Origin of the sequence: Peteryoungia wuzhouensis, assembly GCF_003205195.1 — a bacterium.
Lineage (GTDB): Bacteria > Pseudomonadota > Alphaproteobacteria > Rhizobiales > Rhizobiaceae > Allorhizobium > Allorhizobium wuzhouense.
The window spans coordinates 316,620-338,186 of sequence record NZ_QJRY01000002.1 but is presented as its reverse complement, the minus strand read 5'-3'; the positions used below and the strand labels follow the sequence as shown (position 1 = coordinate 338,186).

Sequence of the window (21,567 nt, the reverse complement as noted above, 5' to 3'; positions counted from 1 at the left end):
TGCGTTGTCGGCGGCGATCAGCCGCCGGTGACGCTCATGTGCCGCCCGACGGCCGGCTTCCTGTGGCTGCGGTCGATGATGAAATCGTGACCCTTCGGCTTGCGGCCGATCGCTTCGTCTATGGCCGAGGCGAGGAAGGCGTCACTGTCGAAGGCGCGCAGGGCCGTGCGCAGATCTGCGGCATCGTCCTGGCCGAGGCACATGTAGAGCGTGCCGGTGCAGGTCAGCCGCACGCGGTTGCAACTTTCGCAGAAATTATGGGTGAGGGGCGTAATGAAGCCCAGCCGCCCGCCTGTTTCCTTGACCTCGACATAGCGTGCCGGGCCGCCGGTGCGAAAGGGAATGTCGGTCAGTGTGAACCGGCTCTCCAGCCTTTCGCGCACAAGCGACAAAGGCAGGTACTGGTCTGTCCGATCCTCGCCGATCTCGCCCATGGGCATGGTTTCGATCAGCGTGAGCTCCATGCCTTCGGCATGGGCGAATTCCATCAGCGACGGGATTTCGTGTTCGTTGAAGTCTTTCAGAGCCACGGCATTGAGCTTGATCGCGATTCCAGCCTTTTGTGCCGCTCGAATGCCGTCCATCACCCGATCGAAATCGCCCCAGCGGGTGATCGCCTTGAACTTGGCCGGATCCAGCGTGTCCAGCGAGACGTTGATGCGACGCACGCCGGCATCTGCAAGTTCGGCGGCAAAGCGGGCAAGCTGCGAACCGTTGGTGGTCAGCGTCAGCTCGTCGAGGCCGCTGCCCAGATGCCGCGAGAGGCCGCGGATCAAATGCATGATGTTCTTGCGCACCAGCGGCTCGCCGCCGGTCAATCGCAACTTGCGCACGCCCTTGGCGATGAAGGCCGAACAGAGCCGGTCCAGTTCTTCCAGCGTCAGCAAGTCCTTCTTCGGCAGAAAGGTCATGTCTTCCGCCATGCAATAGGTGCAGCGGAAGTCGCACCGATCGGTCACGGAGACGCGCAGATAGCTCACGGTACGGCCGAACGGGTCAATCATGGGGCTTGCCCCATCCCCGAGAGGTGTTGCCGCCAGCGTGCCTGAAATCTGCTGCAAGTCTTTGCTCCGTGTTTCAGCTGTAATGTGGGGCCATGAGGATCGAGCGTCAAGCGAAGGTCTTCCGGACCAGGTGCATGAAGGGCAAAACAGCTTGCATGAGCAGGGCCTTGGGCCTAACTCTCACGCCGAATTGTATGAGGAAGAGGGCCCTTCAATGTCTGAGATCTGGCCGAGCGAACTCAAGGTGTCCAAGGATCGCAGGACGCTTGCCGTGAGCTTCAATGACGGTGTCGTCGTCAGCTTGCCGGCGGAGATGCTCCGGGTTCTGTCACCCTCTGCAGAGGTTCAGGGTCATGGACCCGGCCAGGCGGTCACGGTGCCGGGCAAGCGGAATGTCGCGATCCGTTCGATGACGCCTACGGGCAATTACGCCGTGCGGATCGGTTTCGATGACGGCCATGACACCGGCATCTTCACCTGGATCTATCTGAGGGAACTGGGCGAGAGCGGCACGGATAAATTTGCCGATTATGAGCGCTCGCTTGCCGAAAAGGGTCTCAGCCGCGATCCGCGCTGAGGCCGACGTCGCTCGCGTCCTCATGACCTGCATCCACCGCCATCATGCGCTGGATCAGGCGCTCCATGGTCTCGGCCATACGGGTGCATTCCTCGATCGGGGTTGCCGACAGCATCTGCTCGATCAGCTCCGTCTGGATCGCCATGGCCTTCTCGGTCAGCGTCCTGCCATCTGCGGTCAGAGATAATCTCAGGACGCGCTTGTCGCGTTGATCAGCATTTCGCTCCAGAAGTCCGCGCTTTTCCATCTGCGGCAAGAGCATGCTCATATTGGATCGACCGACCAGGAGTTTCCGGGCCAGCTCCTGCTGCGAAATGCCTTCGAAACGATAGAGATTGATCAGGATGTCCAGGTGCGGCGGCTTGATGTCGAGGGGCGCGAGTGCCCGTGTGAGCGTCTGCTGCATGAGCTGACAGGCTCGGGCGACGGAGATCCAGCTGCGAAACCGCGGATGGTCCCAAGGGAAGGCTTGATTTTTGTTCATTCTTGTACTTTATTGTTCAGCATTGAACATATTTCCGGGATCCCGACTATGACATCCTTTGCTCTCAAGGTCACCCGCCAGGCATTCGCGAAGCTGGAGAAGCTGTCGCCGGATGCCTCGGGGAAACTTGCATTCGAGCTCTTCTGTCGCACACCGACGCGCAAGCCGAAAGGTGCCAAGGCCGCCTCGGTTTTTCGCCGGGGCGCTGAGCGGCTTAAACACGCGAGCACCGTACGCCTGGCTCTGTCACGGGGGATGGCCGCTGCCCATCACCTGACGCCTGGGGCTTCATCCGGTGGGAGCGGGGCGGCGCGTATCCTTGTTGTGCACGGCTGGGGATCGCGTGCCGAATATCTCACGGAGATGGCAGCAGGATTGCTGGATGCGGGGGCGGAGGTCGTGCTGCTCGATCTTCCCGGCCATGGCGCATCAAGCGGGCGGAGGCTTGAACTCCGGATCGCAGCGGAGGCCATCGTGGCAGCAGAGCGGCATTTTGGTCGTTTTGACGGCGTTGTCGGCCACTCGTTCGGCGGGGCCGCCGTGATGATGGCGGCCGGCGGCATTTTTTGTGATGTCCCGGTGCTCAATGCTCCACGTATTGCGCTGATCGGTGCGCCGTCGAGCATCAGCGAAGTCTTTAGCGGTTTTGCCAATACCATCGGGCTCGGGAGGGCGAGCCTCGCCGTGATGCGGGCTCGGGTCCAAGCGCTGTCCGGTCGCAGCGTCGAGGAACTGGACGGTGTCGCCGTCGCGCGACGGCTCGATCGGCCACTGCTCGTCGTGCATGCGGAGGACGACAAGGAGGTCAATGTCGGCCACGCGCAGCGCTACATCGGTGTCTCGCGGCATGTCCGTCATCTCTGGGCCAATGGCCACGGACATCGACGGATCGTCAGCGCACCGGAGGTGATCCGTGCGGTCGGCGAATTCCTGCTTGCCGAGAGGGCGACCGTTGCGGATGCTCAGCGCATCGTGTCTTGATCCTGTCATGCGGTTTGCCTAAGCGCTGTGGGATCGTCCGGTTCGACGCGCGGGAGGCCTTGATGACCATCATTCAGACAGAAGAACAGCTGAAGCTCCTATACGGGGAGGTCAGCGAAGCTTCGGTTGCCAAGGTCACGTCCTACCTGACCGATGCCTATCGGCAGATGATCGGCTTGTCGCCTTTCGTGGCGCTCGCAACGGTCGGTCCGGAAGGCCTCGATTGTTCGCCGCGTGGCGACGCCGGCTCCGTTGTTCGCATCGAGGACGAACGGACGCTCGCCCTGCCGGACTGGCGGGGCAACAACCGCATTGATTCGCTGCTCAACATCATTCGGGATCCACGGGTGGCGCTGATGTTTCTCATCCCGGGGTCAAACTCTGTGATGCGCGTCAATGGACGGGCGGTGATTTCCGCCGATGGAGCCCTGCTCGAAAGCTTCGAGATCGACGGAAAACATCCGCGCAGTGTGATTGTCGTTACGATCGACGAGGTTTATTTCCAATGCGCCCGGGCCGTCATGCGAGCGGATCTGTGGAATCCGGGCCGCAGGGTGGCCGCCAGCGATCTGCCGACGCCTGGCGAAATGTTGAAAGCGGCCAAGGCTGGTTTCGATCAGGAAACCTATGACCGCGAATGGCCTGCAAGAGCCGCCAAGTCGATGTGGTAAGCGGCCGGCTGATCAGCGCTTGTAGATCAGCCAGCTCTTGGTGAAGTCCTTCTTCATGCCCTCTTCATAGGCGCGAGTCCGGTTGCGTCCTGCGTTCTTGGCGCAATAGAGGGCGATGTCCGCCTTGGCGTAGAGTTCGCCAGCGTCTTCCGAATCCGTTGCCATGCTGTAACCCAGCGAGATGGTGATCGGTCCGTAATTCACGCCGGTCTTCGAATTCTTGAAGGGCGTGGTTTCGAGGGCCACGCGGACGCGTTCGCAGTTCTGCTGCACTTCGTCTGCCGTGTTGCCTTCGATGATGATGGCGAATTCCTCGCCGCCGGTACGGGCGACGAAACAATCCTTGCGCACGTTGCTGCGCAGGACGGTGGCGACGGTTGCAAGGATCTTGTCGCCGACCGGGTGGCCGTAGACGTCGTTGATCTTCTTGAAGTTGTCGATGTCGGCGAGGACGAGTGCGGCAAGCGGGCGGGTACCGCTGACATAGACGGCGGCCAGTTTCTCGTCGAAGGCGCGGCGGTTCGCGATGCGCGTCAGCGAATCCGTATTGGCGATGCGCTTGTATTCATCGAGTTCGCGACGGACCTCGTCCATTTCCTGGGAGCGCTGGGCCATCTGAACGACGGTCTCTTCGCCATGCGCCATGGTGCTACCAGTGGCTTCCGTCAGGATGTTGATTGCGCTGCGAAGGATGTCGGCGCTGTTGCTGCTCTTGGAATTGATGCGGCTATAGGTTTCTCCCAGAAGCCGGTTGTAGCTCTCCAGCGACGTCTGTTCCTGACGCAGCACACGCAGCAACGCATCCAGTTCACCGAGAATGCGCGAATGGACGTTTTCCATTGCGCGGGTCTGGTTGTGGTTGAAATACTGTTCGCCGATCGCGTCCAGCTCATCCTGGTTGGCGCGGCTGCCAAGGGCGGCCAGTTCGCGCGACAGTGCCGGATTGGAGCCGATAAACGCCTCGTAGAACAGCTCGTAATTGCGCGGAATCGGCGCGACACCCATCGTGCGCATGGCATAGGTAATCTGTGCCGCAATGTCGGGTGCTTGCGTCTTGGACGGCGCTGCCGTGGTCATTCGGCCAACTCCAATTATCCTCTTGGGTGCCCCTTAAAGGTCAAGAAAGATATTAGCGTCAAATGATTTTGAAAGATTTAATGCTGCCGTTACGACAAGTAATTGATACAAAATCGAGCAATGCTGGGAATTTCTATTTAACTGTATGTTTTTGATGCATTTTGGCGTGCCGCGACGGCTCATGGCTGACGTCGCGGCACGTTCATCGGTGAAAAAAATCAACCGAGATTGAATTCCTGGAAGAAGTCGTTGCCCTTGTCGTCGGTGACGATGAAGGCGGGAAAGTCTTCGACTTCGATCCTCCAGACGGCTTCCATGCCGAGTTCCGGATACTCGAGAACCTCGACCTTCTTGATGCAGTCCTGGGCGAGCCGGGCGGCGGGGCCGCCGATGGAGCCGAGATAAAACCCGCCATGGGTCTTGCAGGCTTCCCGGACCGCACGCGAGCGGTTGCCCTTGGCAAGCATCACCATCGAACCGCCAAAGGACTGGAACTGGTCGACATAGCTATCCATGCGGCCGGCCGTCGTCGGCCCGAAGGAGCCGGAGGCGTAGCCGGTCGGGGTCTTGGCCGGACCGGCGTAATAGACCGGGTGGTTCTTCATGTAGTCGGGCATGCCTTCGCCCTTTTCCAGCCGATCGCGGATCTTGGAATGGGCAAGGTCGCGGGCGACGATGATCGTGCCGGTCAGCGACAGCCGAGTCTTGACCGGATGTTTCGTCAGTTCCGCCAGGATGGCCGTCATTGGCTGGTTGAGGTCGATCTTGACCACGGACGAGGAGAGGGAGCTCTCATCGATGTCCGGCATGTATTTCGACGGATCGGTTTCCAGCTGCTCGATATAGATGCCATCCTTGGTGATCTTGCCCTTGGCCTGACGGTCGGCGGAACAGCTGACACCGAGGCCGATCGGGAGCGAGGCACCATGGCGGGGCAGGCGGATGACACGCACGTCATGACAGAAATATTTGCCGCCGAACTGGGCACCGACACCCATCGACTGGGTGAGCTTATGGATCTCCTTTTCCATCTCGATGTCGCGGAAAGCGTGGCCGCTCTCCGAGCCTTCGGTCGGCAGGTCGTCGAGATAGCGCGCCGAAGCCAGCTTGACGGTCTTCAGCGTCATCTCGGCGGAGAGGCCGCCGATGACGATCGCCAGATGGTAGGGGGGACAGGCAGCCGTACCCAAGGTGAGGATCTTCTCCTTAAGGAAGTCGATCATGCGGTCGTGGGTCAAAAGAGAAGGTGTTCCCTGATAGAGGAAAGTCTTGTTGGCCGAGCCGCCGCCCTTGGCCATAAACAGAAACTTGTAGGCATCCTCGCCCTCTTCATAGAGGTCGATCTGGGCCGGGAGGTTGGTCTTGGTGTTCTTTTCCTCGAACATCTTGATCGGGGCGAGCTGCGAGTAACGCAGATTGCGGCGCTCATAGGCGTCGCGCACACCTTCTGCCAGCGCTGCGTAGTCCTGACCGTCGGTCCACACCCGGCGGCCCTTCTTGCCCATCACGATCGCGGTGCCCGTATCCTGGCACATCGGCAGGATGCCGCCGGCGGCGATGTTGGCATTCTTGAGGAGGTCGAAGGCGACGAAGCGATCGTTGTCGGTCGCCTCAGGGTCTTCAAGGATCGAGGCGAGCTGCTTCAAGTGGCCGGGACGCAGGAGATGGTTGATATCAGAGAGCGCGGTTTCCGCGAGCAGGCGCAGTCCCTCCGGCTCCACTGTCAGGATTTCCTGACCCTTGAATGTTTCGACGGACACATGGTCCGAGGTGATCTTGCGGTAGGGGGTCAGGTCTTCGCCAATTGGGAACAGATCGTCTGCCATCACGGGGCCTTTCGCGGCATCAGCTGGAAATTCCGGTGGTTTACGGGGAAGCACTTAACATTTCAATGCGCCGAAAGCCGCAAGCTGCGCGTTGATCGCAGCACCGCGGAATTGAGGAGACGGCGTGCGACTTGCATGCCACGGTGTGGAGCAGATTCGGAGAAGAGCAGGCATGGTATTGGACAGCGCTAACAAAAGTACCTGGCGACGATCGATCGTCATCAAGATCTTTCTGGTGAGCTTCGTCTGCATTCACCTGCCTCTCATCGCCTTGCTGATCGCCTTTGGGACAGATACCGCCGCCGATGGCCTGTCTGCTGCGATCGTGGTTCTGGCTGCGACCTTACTCGGCACTGTTGCCTGCCTTGCGACCATGTGGTGGCTGACCCGGCCCTTGCGTCTTCTTGCCTTGGCGATCACCCGTTATCGGAGCGGCGGGAGCTTCTCCGAAGAGCGCCTCAACCTGCATGGCAATGACGAGATCGCGGTTGTGACCCGGGCTGTCTGCGGCATGGTCGGGGAGATCGCAGCCCTGGCCGAGCGGGTCGATGGACAGCCTGGGCTTGATCCGTTGACCGGCCTCTTGAACGGCAGCGCGGCCTATGGCGTGGAGCTCGACCGTCTTGGCTATCCAACAAACAGCGGCGAGGCGATTACCGTTGCGGTTTTCGAACTCGACGCCATCGATTCCTTGCCGCTCAGCCATGACAGGGAGGTGGCTGATCTTGCGCTGGTGGCCGTCGGTGACCTTGTGCGCGCGCACTTCGCGCCGCGACCGGTCGCAGCCCGCATGTCTGCAACCACCTTCGTCCTGCTTTTTGCAGGGGACGGACCAGAGGCGATCTATGCCTGCTGCGAGGCCTTGCGGCGGGCGATCTCCGAGCTTGACGTCGGTTCCGACATCCGGGGCAGGCTGCGCGCGACCTTTGGCCTTGCAACGCGCCGAGAGCGGGAAAGCATGGCTGATCTCTTGCATCGGGCCGACATGGCGCTGTTTCGCGCCAAGGATACGCTCCGGACCGGGCTCGAAGCCTTAAAGCCATGAGAGGTCTGGGGCGGGCGGCACGTTCGAGCCGCCCGCTCTCGCCTGTTACTGAGGCCGGATCATCAGTTCCGGCCGGACATACTGGTCGAATTCCTCATTGCTGAGATATCCGCCGCCGACGGCTTCTTCGCGCAAGGTCGTGCCGTTCTTGTGGGCCGTCTTGGCGATCTTGGCGCAGGCGTCATAGCCGAGCCTGCCGTTGAGAGCGGTCACCAGCATCAGCGAGTTCTCGACACCCTTGCGGATGTTGTCCTCCCGCGCCTCGATGCCGACGACGCAGTTGTCGGTGAAGGACACGGCGGCGTCGCCCAGAAGCTGGACCGACTGGAGGAAGTTGTAGGCCATCATCGGATTGTAGACATTGAGTTCGAAATGTCCCTGGCTGCCGGCAAAAGTGATGGCGGCCTGGTTGCCGAAGATGTGGGCGCAGACCTGGGTGAGGGCTTCCGACTGGGTCGGGTTGACTTTGCCCGGCATGATCGAGGAACCCGGCTCATTCTCCGGCAGCTGCAATTCGCCCAGACCGGCGCGAGGTCCGGAGCCGAGGAAACGGATGTCGTTGGCGATCTTGAACAGCGCGGCGGCGGCGGCATTGATCGCGCCGTGGGCAAAGACCATGGCGTCATGGGCGGCCAGAGCCTCGAACTTGTTCGGGGCGGTGACGAAGGGCAGGCCGGTGATCGCAGCGATCTCTTCCGCGACCTTTTCGGCAAAGCCGATCGGCGCGTTGAGGCCTGTGCCGACGGCCGTGCCACCCTGGGCGAGTTCATAGAGGCCGGGAAGCGTCAATCCGATGCGCTTGATCGACGAGGCGACCTGAGCGGCATAGCCCGAAAACTCCTGGCCGAGCGTCAAGGGCGTGGCATCCTGGGTATGGGTGCGGCCGATCTTGATGATGTGATCGAAGGCTTTGGCCTTTGCGTCGAGGGCGCCATGCAGGTGTTTCAGTGCCGGGAGAAGGTGATGCACCACATGCTCGGCGGCTGCGATGTGCATGGCCGTCGGATAGGTGTCGTTTGACGACTGGCTCATATTGACATGGTCGTTGGGATGGACCGGCTTCTTCGAGCCCATCTCGCCGCCCAGCATTTCGATGGCCCGGTTCGAGATCACCTCGTTGGCGTTCATGTTGGACTGCGTTCCGGATCCGGTCTGCCAGACAACGAGCGGGAAATGGTCGTTGAGCTTGCCGTCGATCACCTCCTGTGCGGCGACGATGATCGCTTCCGCCAGTTGGGGTTCGAGCTTGCCGAGGGCGAGATTTGCGCGGGCGGCTGCCTGCTTGACGATGCCGAGGGCGCGAATGACCGGCAGCGGTTGCTTCTCCCAACCGATCTTGAAATTGCCGAGGGATCGCTGGGCCTGGGCGCCCCAGTAGCGATCTGTCTCGACCGCGATCGGTCCGAAGGTGTCGGTTTCGGTTCGTTTCGTCATGGGAAATTCAGCCTTTTCGGATGGTTGATCAGGATGCGCAACACGGGCGGCAATGTAGGATGCATCGCCATCGTTGCAACTGCATGGCTTTATCTTGCGTATGTATGTCAAGTATTTTTGCACGCGGTCCCATGCTGCTGCACTCTTCGGTCCGGCCGGCGGCTTGTGTCAAATTCGGCACGCGTCACGACAATTTGTCTCGGCCGTGACAGTGTATAGCGGGCAGGGTTTTGCTACATTTCATTAACGTCAATGAAAAATTAACGAATGTTTCCATTAAGTTTCTCCTCAGGCAGCGCTTTTTGAACGGCGCGGTCGCGTGAATTTCTGCCCGGCGTTCCGTTCACCGTTGCGGCGTCGAACTTCCCAATCCAAGGCTGATCGGCTAGTGATCCGCGCAAATGGCCATCAAGCCGCGAGTCCATCGGGCTCGACCTGACATGAGAGCAAGAATGACGAGAACTCCCACATTCGTACTGACGGCATTCCTGGCGGCGACGACTGCCCTTGGTGCATTGCCTGAGCAGGCTTCAGCAACGACGCTTCTCGATCTTCTGCGCGGTGGTCCCGGCCGCAACACACGCGAGAAGGCACGACCGAACCTTCTTGAGCAGCAGGCGCTTGGCGGCCTTGAAATGGGCGATCCCGAGCCGCTGCCGAAGGTGACGGGGCCGCGTTACTACACCTACAAGCCGGAAGCCCAGCGGGCGATCCGGATCGCCTTGCCGACGGCCGCGAACGGCGATCCGGCTGCTCAGAACGAAGTGCTTGGCACGCGCCGCTTCCTGGCCGAGGTGAACGTGCGGGCGAATGACGAGGTCGCCAAGACCGTCGAAGCCTACTATTCCAACGCGACGAAGCCGCTGATCTGGGTGGACGAGGCAGGCTTGTCCGAACGCGGCCGGCAGATGGTCGCGGCACTCGCCGATGCCGGTGCTGCTGGCCTGTCGCCGGAAGATTATGCCGTCACCTTGCCGTCTGACGCCAGCGCCACCGCTGATCCGGAATTGCGCCAGCGTGAATTGATGGGCTTCGAAGTCGCCCTGTCCGCCAAGGTTTTGACCTATGTCCAGGACACCGTGCGCGGGCGTATCGATCCCAACAAGATCTCCGGCTATTACGACTTCAAGCGGAAAGGCGTGAACATCGCCCCGGTGCTCGACATGCTGCGCAAGAGCCCTGATGTCGCGGCCTATCTTCGCAATCGCGACCCGAAGAACCCGCAATTCCTCGCGCTGCGCGCCGAATTGGAACGTCTGCGCGCAGAAGATGCCCAGGCGGACGTCGAGCCGATCACGATTGCTCCCGGCACGTTGCTGAAGCCAGGCCAGACCAACCCGGAATTGTCGCGCATCGTGGGTGCGGTCAAGCAGGTTGCCTCCGAGGCGGTGCTGTCCCAGCATGCCGCGACGCTTGCCGCTTATACCGGAACCCCGGACTACACGCCGGAGCTGGTTTCGCTGGTCGAAACCTTCCAGAAGGAAAAGGGCCTGAAAGCCGACGGTGTCGTCGGCCCGGCAACGATCCGTGCGATGACCGGCCACAGCAATCAGGAAAAGATCGCAAAGCTGCAGGTCGCCATGGAAGCCGTCCGCTGGTTGCCGTCCGATCTTGGCCAGCGTTACGTCTTCATCAACCAGCCTGCCTTCCAAGTGTACTACGTCAACGATGGCAAGGAGCAGCTGTCGATGCGTGTGGTCGTCGGCTCGAAGTCGAACCAGACCTATTTCTTCCAGGATCAGATCGAAACCGTCGAGTTCAACCCGTATTGGGGCGTGCCGAAGTCGATCATCGTCAACGAGATGCTGCCGAAGCTTCGGGCAGATCCGTCCTATCTCGATCGCCTCGGCTATGAGGTCTCCTATGGTGGTCGCAAGGTGGCGTCGAGCCAGGTGGACTGGAATACGACCCATTCGGTCGACGTGCGCCAGCCGCCGGGTGGCGACAACGCGCTCGGCGAGCTGAAGATCCTCTTCCCGAACGATCACGCGATCTACATGCACGACACGCCCTCGAAGAGCTTCTTCAACCGCGACATGCGTGCGCTTAGCCATGGGTGCGTGCGTCTGGCCCAGCCGCGCGTCATGGCGGCGGCCGTGATGGGGACGACGGTCGAGGAAATCGGCAAGCAGATTGCGTCGGGTCAGAACCGCGCCGTCCAGGTGCCGCAGAAGATTCCGGTCTATGTGTCCTATTTCACGGCATGGCCGAACAAGGACGGCGTGATCGAATATTTCGACGACGTTTATGCTCGAGACGAATACACGGCCAAGGCCTTCAAGATCACCACGGATGCGAGAGCTCCGAAGGCCTGATCCAGCGGCATCGAGCGTCTGGAAACGATGATATGGCGGGCTTTGGCCCGCCATTTTCGTTTCAGGCCCGGGTTGTCAACCGCTCGACGAGTTCCGGTGTCAGTTCGTCGAAATGGCTGATGACGGTGGAGGCACCCAGCGTCTCGACGGCGACATCGGAATAGCCGAAGGGAACCGCAATCGACGGAATGCCTGCATTGCGGGCGGCCAGGATGTCGTTGATGCTGTCGCCGATCATCAGCGCATTGTGCGCTACGCCGCCGGCCAGTTCGATCGTGCCGGTCAGGTGGGCGGCGTCTGGCTTGCGCACCGCAAAAGTGTCGCCGCCGGTGATCGCTGTAAAGTATCTGGTCAAGCCGAGCGTTTCGATCAGGGGACGCGCGAGACCCTCCATCTTGTTGGTGCAGACGGCCAAGAGGTGGCCGGCGTCGCGCAGGCGGTCGAGTGCCTCGACGAGACCCGGATAGGGGCGGCTGAGCCCCGGCATGCCGGCTGCGTAGTGGGCGATGAAGCGGTCCAGCAGGGCAGGGATTTCGTCGTCTGCCAGCGGCGAGCCCCTCAGCGCAAAGGCGCGGGCGATCATGACGCGGGCGCCTTGGCCGACCAGATGGGTCAGGTCCTCATAGCCGACAGGGGCAAGGTTCTTGATCGCGATGGTATGATTGAGGCTGGCGACGAGGTCCGGTGCCGTATCCACCAGCGTTCCGTCGAGGTCGAAGACTATGGTCGTCGCGGTCAAGGTCATGCTCCGGGCTGAACGATCTGCCGTCCGGCGTTAGGGGAAATCCCCGCAAAAGGCAATTGTCGGCCCCGTCGCGGGGCTTTCGTTTGTGGAACGAGCCGTGTAAACAGCTTTCGACGCAACAGACGGGAGCTTTCGGCGCATGGACGCCCGGGAAATGAAGATCAAGGCAGCAGCCGAGGCACTGACCCATGTCGAAGACGGCATGCGGCTTGGCATCGGCACTGGTTCCACGGCAGAGGAATTCGTGCGCCTGCTGGCGGAGCGGGTGGCCGGCGGGCTGAAGGTGGAAGGTGTTCCGACGTCCGAGCGCACTGCCCGGCTTTGCCTGGAACTTGGAGTGCAGCTCCGCTCCCTCGACGAATTGCCGGAACTGGACCTGACGATCGACGGCGCCGACGAGATCGACGCGCAGCTGCGGTTGATCAAGGGCGGCGGCGGCGCGCTTTTGCGCGAGAAGATCGTCGCTTCGGCCTCGAGCCGGATGATCGTGATTGCCGACGAAACCAAGATCGTCGACACGCTGGGCGCCTTTCCGCTGCCGATCGAAATCAATCCGTTCGGCCAGGTGTCGACCCAGATCGCCATCGAGGCTCTGGCCTCGAGACTGGGCCTTTCCGGTGCGCTCACCTTACGCAAGCGCAGCGATGACAGCCTCTACATGACGGATGGCGGTCACCTCATTCTCGACGCATCTTTTGGCCGCATTCCTGATGCAGACGCGTTGGCGGAACAGCTCAATGCGATCCCCGGCGTTGTGGAACACGGCCTATTCATAAACTTGGCATCCCTCGCGATCATCGCCGGTCCGGCGGGAGCGCGCGTGATGGAGCCGAAAAACTAACAGGAGCATAGAATTACATGATCAGCATTTCGGGTATGGGCCGTTTCGCCTCGATCGCCATCGTCGCCGGCAGCGTCATGCTGGGCGCAATGTCCGCCAAGGCACAGGACGTTGCCCCGGAACATCTGCAGGCAGCCCGCGCTGCGATCGACGCACTCGGTGTGACCGATCGTTTCGATGCCATCCTGCCGAACATCATGGATCGCCTGACGGTTCAGCTCATTCAGGCTTATCCGAACCTGCAGGACCAGATTTCTTCGACCGTTGAAGCCGAAGCTCTGAAGCTTGCGACCCGCCGCGCCGATCTGGAGCGCGAAGCCGCCCTCGTCTATGCCAAGGCCTTCACTCCGGAAGAGCTGCAGGCGATCACCACCTTCTATTCGAGCGAAGCCGGCAAGAAGCTGCTCAAGGACGGCCCGATCGCCACGCGCGAATTGCTGAAGGCTGCCGACATCTGGACCTCGGGCATTGCACGCGATCTGGAAAAGCAGTCGAACGACGCGCTTCTGAAAGAAGTGCAGGCAACCCAGCCGGCCGCCGAGGCGCCGAAGCCCTGATTGCTTCCCTGTTGAATTCTCGAGCCCGGGCATCGTCCCGGGCTTTTCTTTTTTGGCCCCGGCCTCCTATATCAGGCTGACATTCGGCGAAGCCGCCAAGCGCAGGAGCAAAACGCATGACCCAGTTCGACTATGATCTGTTCGTAATCGGGGGCGGATCCGGCGGGGTTCGCAGCGCGCGGCTTGCCGCCGCGATGGGCAAGAAGGTCGCCATCGCCGAGGAGTATCGGTTTGGTGGCACCTGCGTGATCCGCGGCTGCGTACCGAAGAAACTCTTCGTCTATGCTTCACAGTTCCACGAGCATTTCGAGGATGCAGCGGGCTTCGGCTGGACCGTCGGCGAGAGCCGCTTTGACTGGCATGCGCTGATCGCGGCCAAGGATAAGGAGATCGACCGGCTCGAAGGGCTCTATCGCAAGGGCCTAGAAGGGGCGGGTGCCGAGATCCTGCAGACCCGCGCGGAACTCACCGGGCCGCACAGCGTGCGGCTCGTGGCGACCGGTCGGGAAGTCTCGGCGGAGCGCATCATCATCGCAGTCGGCGGCGCACCGAATCCGCATGCATCTCTGCCTGGACATGAGCTGTGCATTTCGTCGAACGAGGCCTTCCATCTGGAGACCCTGCCACGCTCGATCCTGATTGCCGGCGGCGGGTATATCGCGGTGGAGTTCGCCAATATCTTCCACGGGCTCGGCGTCGAGACGACGCTGATCTATCGGGGGGCGGAGATCCTCAGCCGATTCGACCAGGATATGCGGCGCGGCCTGCACGAGGCGATGGAGGCGAAGGGCATCCGCATCCTTTGCCAGGACCATATTCAGAAGGTGGAGAAATCACCGGCCGGAAATCTTCAGGTCGAAACCATGAAGAACGGCGTTTTGGTGGTCGAGCAGGTCATGCTGGCGCTCGGCAGGGATCCGAATACGACGGGGCTCGGTCTTGAAGCCGCCGGTGTCGAGATCAACGAGCGCGGTGCCGTCGTCGTCGATCGGTATTCGCGTACCAATGTGCCGAGCATTTTCGCGCTCGGAGATGTCACCGATCGGGTGCAGTTGACGCCTGTCGCGATCCATGAGGCGATGTGCTTCATCGAGACGGAGTACAAGGGTAATCCGACGTCACCGGACCACGAGCTGATTGCGACGGCCGTGTTTTCGCAGCCGGAAATCGGCACTGTCGGCCTTTCGGAAGAGCAGGCTGCGAAGAAATTCGACGAGATCGAGGTCTACCGTGCGCAATTCCGGCCGATGAAGGCCACGCTTTCGGGGCGTGCCGAGAAGATGATCATGAAGCTGATCGTCAATGCCGCCGACCGCAAGGTCGTCGGCGCCCATATCCTCGGACATGATGCCGGCGAGATGGCCCAGCTTCTCGGGATCACGCTGAAAGCGGGCTGCACCAAGGACGATTTCGACCGGACCATGGCCGTGCATCCGACGGCGGCAGAGGAACTCGTCACGATGTATAGCCCGAGCTACCGGGTGAAAAACGGGGAGCGTGTCTGATAACGCGGAAAGGCCCGCCAATTGGTGCTGACGCATCCGGCGGGCCTTTATCCACTGCGGGCTCAGCCTGGGGATTATTCCCGTACCGGCGCGCTCTCAAAAATGCTGGATGAACTCTGTGGCGACGATCGGGGCCGTGAACAGGGCCAACGCCAGCAGGGACAATAAGGCAAACCGCAACCTGCGGTTCCGACGGGCCTGTACGCCACTCCAATCATACGCCATCACAATGATCCTCATGATCAACGCGAGAAACCAACGGCTTCCCAACTCACTGCACTGCCCCCACAATGGCGGGTAGCCATTGAGGCTTGCGTGAAGCTGGTCGCAGGATACCGGACGTGTCCGGCGCTGCGGTATTCGGAGACCGTTGATGATGCGACTCACCCGAGTGGACAGCAAGTTCCCGTGTTGCGCTTGCAAGCTGCCCGCCTGTGGAAACTGTGGGTAACTTGGGTGCAGTGCAACGTCTCAGCTCTGCTGCAGCCATTCGATGGCGGGCTGCCAGAGGGTGTCGCGGAACTGCGACCGGAAGAAACCCAGATGACCGATGGGGCCGCCGGCCTCTTCCGGTGAGAGCCAGCGTATTTCTGTCGGCGCGCGGTGGTAGTATTTCAGCAGGGCATGCTGGGCGCGCGGCGTGCCCCAGGGGTCGTCAGTCATGCCGAGGGCCAGGATAGGCGTTTCGACTTCGCCGAAACGGCGAACCGCATCCATGGTCTGATCGGCAAAGAAATATTCGGGATGGCGACCCCAGCGGGCCCATTCACGGAAAACTGTGCCGGGCAGGGTCTGTCCAAGCCCAACCTGGCCAGGGACCTTACCCAGCAAGAGCGCGAGCGGCACGCCGATCAGGTTCATCTGGCTGAAAACGCGGTAGCGAGTTTTCGTGTTGCCCCAATAGCCCGTCATGGTCGCGACCATCAGATACCGTTGAAAGCGATCCGAGCAGCCTCCCAGCGCCAGGACCTGCCCTCCGAAGGATTGGCCTATGCCCACGACCGGATGGCCGGGCGCCTCTGCTTCCAGCCTCTTCAGGGCGGCCGGCATGTCGAAATGGGCCCAGTCGCGCATCAGCAGTGGTCGGCGCCAGTCCGATGGCGCAGTGGAACCCGAAACGCCACGGTAATCGTAGGTGAGGGCGGCGCGAAAGCCGTGGTCTTGCACCAGATGCACGGCAAAACGCGCATAAAAGCCACGGGGGACCGCGGCCGCAGCGGATATGAGAGCAAGCGGCCCCTTACCTGTCCCTGAGAAAAGCGTGGCCGAAATCGGAAAGCCATCTGCAGTGGTGATGACGAGATCACGCTTTTCCGGTGGCGGTGCGGCGTCATGCGGTGTCATCCGGATCCTCCCATCACAGACCCGCACAGATTACGTTTACGTGCTGGTCAATTCAAGTGGCGTGTCCCCACCCGGTGTTGTCGCATGTGCGGTGACGGCTGCGAGATGTCGGAGCTGTTGGGTCGCGAATGTGTTCGAAAGCCCTTCAACTTCGGCTTTCCAACCCTTAGATAACCGTTTATAAGCCCCCATCCCTTGCGGCCGGGAGGTTGCCGCAGTTCCAGTACAAGACAGGTGACGACGATGGCGCAAAATTGGACCCCGAACAGCTGGCGGCAGAAGCCGATCAAGCAGGTTCCGGCCTATCCGGACCAGGATGCATTGAAGGCTGCCGAGCAGCAGCTCGCCTCCTATCCGCCGCTGGTCTTTGCGGGTGAAGCGCGTCGTCTGAAGAAGTCGCTGGCCCAGGTCGCGGAAGGCAATGCCTTCCTGCTGCAGGGCGGTGACTGCGCCGAGAGCTTTGCCGAACACGGCGCCGACAACATCCGCGACTTCTTCCGTGCCTTCCTGCAGATGGCTGTCGTTCTGACCTTTGGTGCACAGTTGCCGGTGGTCAAGGTCGGCCGTATCGCCGGCCAGTTCGCCAAGCCGCGTTCGTCGGACATGGAAAAGATCGGCGACGTGGAACTGCCGAGCTACCGTGGCGACATCATCAACGGCATCGAGTTCACCGAGGATGCCCGCATTCCGAACCCGGAACGGCAGCTGATGGCCTATCGCCAGTCGGCCGCGACGCTGAACCTCTTGCGCGCCTTCGCGATGGGTGGTTATGCCAACCTCGACAATGTGCACCAGTGGATGCTCGGTTTCATCAAGGATAGCCCGCAGGCTGAGCGTTACCGCAAGCTCGCCGACCGTATTTCCGAAACCATGGACTTCATGAAGGCCATCGGCATCACGTCGGACAACAATCCGAGCTTGCGCGAGACCGATTTCTTCACCAGCCACGAAGCTCTGCTGCTCGGCTATGAAGAGGCACTGACCCGCGTCGATTCCACGTCTGGCGACTGGTATGCCACCTCCGGCCACATGATCTGGATTGGTGACCGTACCCGTCAGGCCGATCACGCGCATCTGGAATACTGCCGCGGGATCAAGAACCCGATCGGTCTCAAGTGCGGTCCGTCGCTGCAGGCGGACGATCTCTTGAACCTGATCGACATCCTGAACCCGCAGAACGAAGCGGGCCGGTTGACGCTGATCTGCCGTTTCGGTCACGACAAGGTGGCCGAGCACCTGCCGCGCCTCATTCGCGCCGTCGAGCGCGAGGGTCGCAAGGTTGTCTGGTCCTGTGACCCGATGCATGGCAACACGATCACGCTCAACAACTACAAGACCCGTCCCTTCGAGCGTGTCCTGTCGGAAGTTGAGAGCTTCTTCCAGATCCACCGTGCCGAAGGCTCGCATCCGGGCGGCATCCATATCGAGATGACCGGCAAGGACGTGACCGAATGCACCGGTGGCGCGCGTGCGGTGTCGGCCGAGGATCTGCAGGATCGCTACCACACCCATTGCGATCCGCGTCTCAACGCCGATCAGGCCCTCGAACTGGCCTTCCTGCTTGCCGAGCGGATGAAGGGTGGTCGAGACGAAAAGCGCATGATGGTTGCGAACGGCTGAAACCAAGCTTCAGTTTTCCGAGTTTGACGATCGGGCGGGCTTCTACGAAGCTCGCCCGAAATCGTTTTGCCAGGAGGGCGTTGATGGCCAGGAATATTTTCGGAAAATGCCTCTGTGGTGCGGTCGAGGTCACCGTCACGGGCGAGCTCGGATCTGTCGGCTACTGTCACTGCAGCCAGTGCCGTCGCCAAACCGGATTGTACTACGCGACAACCAATGTTGCCGTCGATGACGTCACGATCGCGGGAGAGGAGAATATCAGCCGCTATCGGGCAAGCCCCGGAGCCGAACGCGCCTTCTGCCGAACCTGCGGCTCGGCCCTGTTCTGGAAGGGCGATGGAGAAAAGACGGTGTCGCTGATGGCAGGGCTCTTTGAAGCGCCGACAGGGCTTGCGGGCGGCTATCACATCTATTGCGCCGACAAGGGCGATTTCTATGAGATCAATGACGGGTTGCCAAAGTTCGCGGCCAGCCGGAGCTGATGCTGTCGTTATGGCTTAGGCTGCGACGACGTTTGTCTCGGCGCTGATCCCGAGTTCGCGGCAAGCCTCGTGATAGGCAAGTTCGAGAGCCGCGAACTTGGCGGACTGCCATGTGAAATAGTCTTCAAGGAAAGACTGGCCAAGCCACAGACTGCCACGGCGGCGAGGCAGTTCCCAGCCGAGCAATCCGTCGGTCTCTGCCTTCTTGAACATCCGTTTCAGGTTGGTTGCCGAGACCTGGTAGACGTCGCTCAGTTCGGCCAGGGTCACCGGGCCGGCAAGGACCCGGGGCGCCTGGCGATCGACGCTGTCGAGACGGGCGACGAGATCGTGGAGGATCATGCCGCCAAGATCGGACCAAAGGAAGTGACCGATCGAGTCCGGAGGATCCCGCCAGAGCGGATCGTCGACGAGCATGTCGGCAGCTCGTGGCTGGGCCAGCACGAAAATCGTTTCATGGTCGATCGAGGTCTGTTCGCGCGTGCCACCGTCGAGACGATCAAGGCAGGCCATGTGGCCGTTGAACCAGCTGCGCATGCCGCCAAGGCTGAGTTCCGTGGCTTCCAACACGCGCACGCGTTTGTCCGGCACATCCGGAACGTCCCGGAGAAACTTGTAGGCGACGAGTTCTGCGAGATATCCGGTCGCCGTGTTCCGGCTCGCGGCCCCGAGCCGCATCACGGTTTCGACAAAGCGGGTCGCCGTCAGGCCCGACAGCGGATCGTCAGGCGTACGACGCAACGCGAGCGCAAACAGCGACTGTGTCATCAGCCACTTGCGATGCGATGCCTTCAGTCGCGACATCCGCGGCGTCCGCAAATGAATTCCAATCAGATGCTGGGCGATCTGTTTTTCGATCGAGGGAAAGAGCGGATGGGCCGCGATTTCGGCACGCGTCAGTGACGGCATGGCACAGCTCTGCTTCACATTCCTGACTATTGTCATTTAAAAACGGCTGTCCGGTCAAAAGGGATTGCAGTAAAGCAACTCAAATACTGTCAAGCGCTGCAAACGACTGAACAAAAAAAGTCTATGCCGCAAATTCGCGGATGTCGCAAGACATCCGCTACTTCAAATTTGCGGTATCAATAACAAGCTGTTGGGACGAGGAGCCTTCAGTGTGTCTTAGCTGTTCGGTTGCAGCCGCAATGCCTGTTCCGGGAAGAAACGCGGCAGGCCATAACCTTCTCCAAACATGACGTCATGCTGAAGCATGCGATAGTCGCGGATGAGCGGATCTACTGTGCCGGCGAGAGACCAGTCGGCCTGAGACTTGGCGTTGCGACCGATCAACTGGTGTCTGTCGACGACCGTATAGCGCTCGGCCACGCGACCCAGCACGCCGGTGTAGTAGGGGTGACGGTAGCCGGCAAGGCGGACCACCACATGCGGCAGCTGCGAGGGGCTGACCGAGCCGATGTCCTTCTGCACGCCGCGCTTGGACGACCACACGACAAGCGGTGTCTCGTGCTCGCGCTTCATCGTCGGTACCGATGCCTTGCGGGTGGCCACGACGTTCGGCATGTAACCGCTTTGGGTATAGACTTCGCCGAGCGGCGGCAGGTGGTCGCCAAACATCACGATGATGGTTTCACGGCGGCGCTTCTTTGCCCAGTCCATCAGCATCTTCAGGCTCTGGTCGGCTTCCTTGACGCCTTGCGTGTAGGTCGCGAGTGTCTTGGTCGGAGCGTCCGACAGGGTCGGAGCATCCACCTCGACCGTGTTCTTCGCATAGCGGTGCTCTTCGTAGGGGCCATGGCCCTGGAGGGTGACGGCAAAGAAGAAGAACGGCGCTTCGGTGTTGTCTGCTTCCTTGATGATGTAACGCGTCAGGGCATCGTCCGAGGCGAAAATGCCGCGCTTGTCCATCGTCGGCATGTTTTCTTCCGAACGGAACTGCTGGAAACCGAGCGCCTGGTAGACGTTCTGCCGGTTCCAGAACCAGCTCTGGAAGGGATGGAAAGCCTTTGTCACGTAACCCTTCGATTCAAAGAAGGTGGCGAGCGAGGGCAGTGGCCGGCGGATGTATTGCTGATACGGGATGCTGCCATAGGGCAGGAAGGCGTTGGAGAAACCGGTCAGTGCCTCGAACTCGACATTGGCCGTCATGCCGCCGAATTCCGGGGAGAACATGTTGCCCGACGTGGCTGCACGGATGGTCGGCATCGGGTCTTCGGAATAGCGGACGCTGGTGAGGCGGGTCGGATCCCAGAGGCTCTCGCTCATCACCACGATCACGTCGGCCTGGCGGCCGGAGTAGAAGGAGGCGGGAACGCGGTCTGAAGGAATGTCTGTGATGGCCGGCTGGCTGTAGCCATCGGGGGCGCTGATGCGGGCCATCGGCACATTGAAGGCAAACGCCATCAGAAAGCCGTTGTGGCGATAATTTTCCTTCTGGTCCCACATCATCGGAACGATGTTCAACCGGTCGCGCACAGCCGAGAACGCCATGGGGTCCATCAGGGAGATGAAGCCGGCGAGCAAGGGGAAGGAAAGCGCGAGGCGCATGCCGCGACCGACGAGGTTGAGGCGTGGGAAAACTTTGCGGCTCTTCCAGATCAGCGCGAACAGGGCAACAATGAAGGCAAGGCTTGCGACCGCCAGGCCAACCGCCTTCATGGGTTCTGCTGCCACCATAGCTGGCAGGAGTTCCATGATCTGGCGACCGAAGAGCAGGTCGCTTGGAAACAGCGGATCCGACAGGAAAAGCTGCTTCTGTCCCGAGAAGAAGGCCGGCAGGAGCAGAAGTGGGCCGACGAAGAGCACAGATTGGTAGCCCTTACCGATGATCGCATCGGTGAAGGCGAGAATCAGGAAGATGACGCCTACGGCAACCAGCCCGGGGCGGCTTGTCGAAGTCATGTATTCCACGACGTCGATCATGCTGCCGCGTGCCAGAATCTCGCTCAGCAAAACGATCGCCGCGGCAATCAACGCCGTGTTGATCCACTGGACGATAAGTTGGGCGATCCAGGAGCTTCCGAGCTCTCGCTCGCGTGTCGCGCCAAACGCGCTAAAGATGTTCGCGACAAGCGATTTCGGGCTGGACTGGACCACTT

At 60.9% G+C, this 21,567-nt stretch carries 19 protein-coding genes; 10 read left to right on the top strand and 9 right to left on the bottom strand.

Annotated features, from left to right (window positions below; translation table 11 throughout):
- Window positions 1-17: 17 nt before the first annotated feature.
- Window positions 18-1,004, bottom strand: coding sequence for a GTP 3',8-cyclase MoaA (gene moaA, locus DMY87_RS07490; protein ID WP_110790667.1), 987 nt, complete (start codon window positions 1,002-1,004; stop codon window positions 18-20).
- Between the two features lie 214 nt (window positions 1,005-1,218).
- Between moaA and DMY87_RS07485 the strand changes: the two genes are divergently transcribed.
- Window positions 1,219-1,581 (top strand): gamma-butyrobetaine hydroxylase family protein, encoded by a 363-nt coding sequence (locus tag DMY87_RS07485; protein ID WP_110790666.1) that lies wholly within the window; start codon window positions 1,219-1,221, stop codon window positions 1,579-1,581.
- Here the strand turns inward: DMY87_RS07485 and DMY87_RS07480 are convergent.
- Window positions 1,562-2,065, bottom strand: a complete 504-nt coding sequence (locus DMY87_RS07480) for a MarR family winged helix-turn-helix transcriptional regulator (protein ID WP_110790665.1) — start codon at window positions 2,063-2,065, stop codon at window positions 1,562-1,564. The genes DMY87_RS07485 and DMY87_RS07480 overlap by 20 nt on opposite strands.
- Window positions 2,066-2,113: 48 nt before the next feature.
- Here DMY87_RS07480 and DMY87_RS07475 point away from each other — a divergent pair, with 48 nt between their 5' ends.
- Window positions 2,114-3,046: an alpha/beta hydrolase gene (locus DMY87_RS07475; RefSeq protein WP_110790664.1), complete on the top strand. Its 933-nt coding sequence runs from the start codon at window positions 2,114-2,116 to the stop codon at window positions 3,044-3,046.
- Window positions 3,047-3,108: 62 nt separating this feature from the next.
- A complete protein-coding gene (locus DMY87_RS07470; RefSeq protein ID WP_110790663.1) occupies window positions 3,109-3,717 on the top strand; it encodes a pyridoxamine 5'-phosphate oxidase family protein in 609 nt (202 codons plus the stop codon).
- A 12-nt stretch (window positions 3,718-3,729) separates the two neighbouring features.
- Here DMY87_RS07470 and DMY87_RS07465 read toward each other — a convergent pair whose 3' ends face one another.
- Window positions 3,730-4,794: a GGDEF domain-containing protein gene (locus DMY87_RS07465; RefSeq protein ID WP_110790662.1), complete on the bottom strand. Its 1,065-nt coding sequence runs from the start codon at window positions 4,792-4,794 to the stop codon at window positions 3,730-3,732.
- A 218-nt stretch (window positions 4,795-5,012) separates the two neighbouring features.
- Window positions 5,013-6,620 (bottom strand): fumarate hydratase, encoded by a 1,608-nt coding sequence (locus DMY87_RS07460; protein ID WP_110790661.1) that lies wholly within the window; start codon window positions 6,618-6,620, stop codon window positions 5,013-5,015.
- A 172-nt stretch (window positions 6,621-6,792) separates the two neighbouring features.
- Here DMY87_RS07460 and DMY87_RS07455 point away from each other — a divergent pair, with 172 nt between their 5' ends.
- Window positions 6,793-7,665 (top strand): GGDEF domain-containing protein, encoded by an 873-nt coding sequence (locus DMY87_RS07455; RefSeq protein WP_110790660.1) that lies wholly within the window; start codon window positions 6,793-6,795, stop codon window positions 7,663-7,665.
- 45 nt (window positions 7,666-7,710) lie between these two features.
- On the opposite strand, the gene fumC is transcribed toward DMY87_RS07455, so the two are convergent.
- On the bottom strand, window positions 7,711-9,099 hold the full coding sequence (fumC, locus tag DMY87_RS07450; protein ID WP_110790659.1) for a class II fumarate hydratase: 1,389 nt from the start codon (window positions 9,097-9,099) through the stop codon (window positions 7,711-7,713).
- Between the two features lie 452 nt (window positions 9,100-9,551).
- On the opposite strand from fumC, the gene DMY87_RS07445 reads away from it, so the two are divergent.
- Window positions 9,552-11,414 (top strand): L,D-transpeptidase family protein, encoded by a 1,863-nt coding sequence (locus DMY87_RS07445; protein ID WP_110790658.1) that lies wholly within the window; start codon window positions 9,552-9,554, stop codon window positions 11,412-11,414.
- Window positions 11,415-11,475: 61 nt separating this feature from the next.
- Here DMY87_RS07445 and DMY87_RS07440 read toward each other — a convergent pair whose 3' ends face one another.
- Window positions 11,476-12,159 (bottom strand): HAD family hydrolase, encoded by a 684-nt coding sequence (locus DMY87_RS07440; RefSeq protein WP_425353474.1) that lies wholly within the window; start codon window positions 12,157-12,159, stop codon window positions 11,476-11,478.
- 139 nt (window positions 12,160-12,298) lie between these two features.
- Here DMY87_RS07440 and rpiA point away from each other — a divergent pair, with 139 nt between their 5' ends.
- The 3 genes from rpiA to gor all read left to right on the top strand — a co-directional run bounded on the left by rpiA (window position 12,299) and on the right by gor (window position 15,062).
- Complete coding sequence (rpiA, locus tag DMY87_RS07435; protein ID WP_110790657.1) at window positions 12,299-13,000, top strand: ribose-5-phosphate isomerase RpiA; 702 nt, start codon at window positions 12,299-12,301, stop codon at window positions 12,998-13,000.
- Between the two features lie 17 nt (window positions 13,001-13,017).
- Entirely contained in the window at window positions 13,018-13,557 is a 540-nt protein-coding gene (locus tag DMY87_RS07430) for a DUF2059 domain-containing protein (RefSeq protein ID WP_110790656.1), read from the top strand.
- 116 nt (window positions 13,558-13,673) lie between these two features.
- A complete protein-coding gene (gor, locus tag DMY87_RS07425) occupies window positions 13,674-15,062 on the top strand; it encodes a glutathione-disulfide reductase (RefSeq protein ID WP_110790655.1) in 1,389 nt (462 codons plus the stop codon).
- Window positions 15,063-15,533: 471 nt separating this feature from the next.
- Here gor and DMY87_RS07420 read toward each other — a convergent pair whose 3' ends face one another.
- The gene (locus DMY87_RS07420) at window positions 15,534-16,406 is read right to left on the bottom strand and encodes an alpha/beta hydrolase family protein (RefSeq protein WP_110790654.1); all 873 of its coding nucleotides are present in this window, start codon (window positions 16,404-16,406) and stop codon (window positions 15,534-15,536) included.
- Window positions 16,407-16,649: 243 nt separating this feature from the next.
- On the opposite strand from DMY87_RS07420, the gene DMY87_RS07415 reads away from it, so the two are divergent.
- Both DMY87_RS07415 and DMY87_RS07410 read left to right on the top strand, forming a co-directional pair.
- On the top strand, window positions 16,650-18,026 hold the full coding sequence (locus DMY87_RS07415) for a class II 3-deoxy-7-phosphoheptulonate synthase (protein WP_110790653.1): 1,377 nt from the start codon (window positions 16,650-16,652) through the stop codon (window positions 18,024-18,026).
- 83 nt (window positions 18,027-18,109) lie between these two features.
- Entirely contained in the window at window positions 18,110-18,508 is a 399-nt protein-coding gene (locus DMY87_RS07410) for a GFA family protein (RefSeq protein ID WP_110790652.1), read from the top strand.
- A 15-nt stretch (window positions 18,509-18,523) separates the two neighbouring features.
- Here the strand turns inward: DMY87_RS07410 and DMY87_RS07405 are convergent, their stop codons facing one another.
- Window positions 18,524-19,417, bottom strand: a complete 894-nt coding sequence (locus DMY87_RS07405) for a hypothetical protein (protein ID WP_110790651.1) — start codon at window positions 19,415-19,417, stop codon at window positions 18,524-18,526.
- 216 nt (window positions 19,418-19,633) lie between these two features.
- Window positions 19,634-21,565 carry an LTA synthase family protein gene (locus DMY87_RS07400; RefSeq protein WP_110790650.1) on the bottom strand — a complete coding sequence of 644 codons (1,932 nt, stop codon included), beginning with the start codon at window positions 21,563-21,565 and terminating at the stop codon, window positions 19,634-19,636.
- Window positions 21,566-21,567 lie beyond the last annotated feature (2 nt).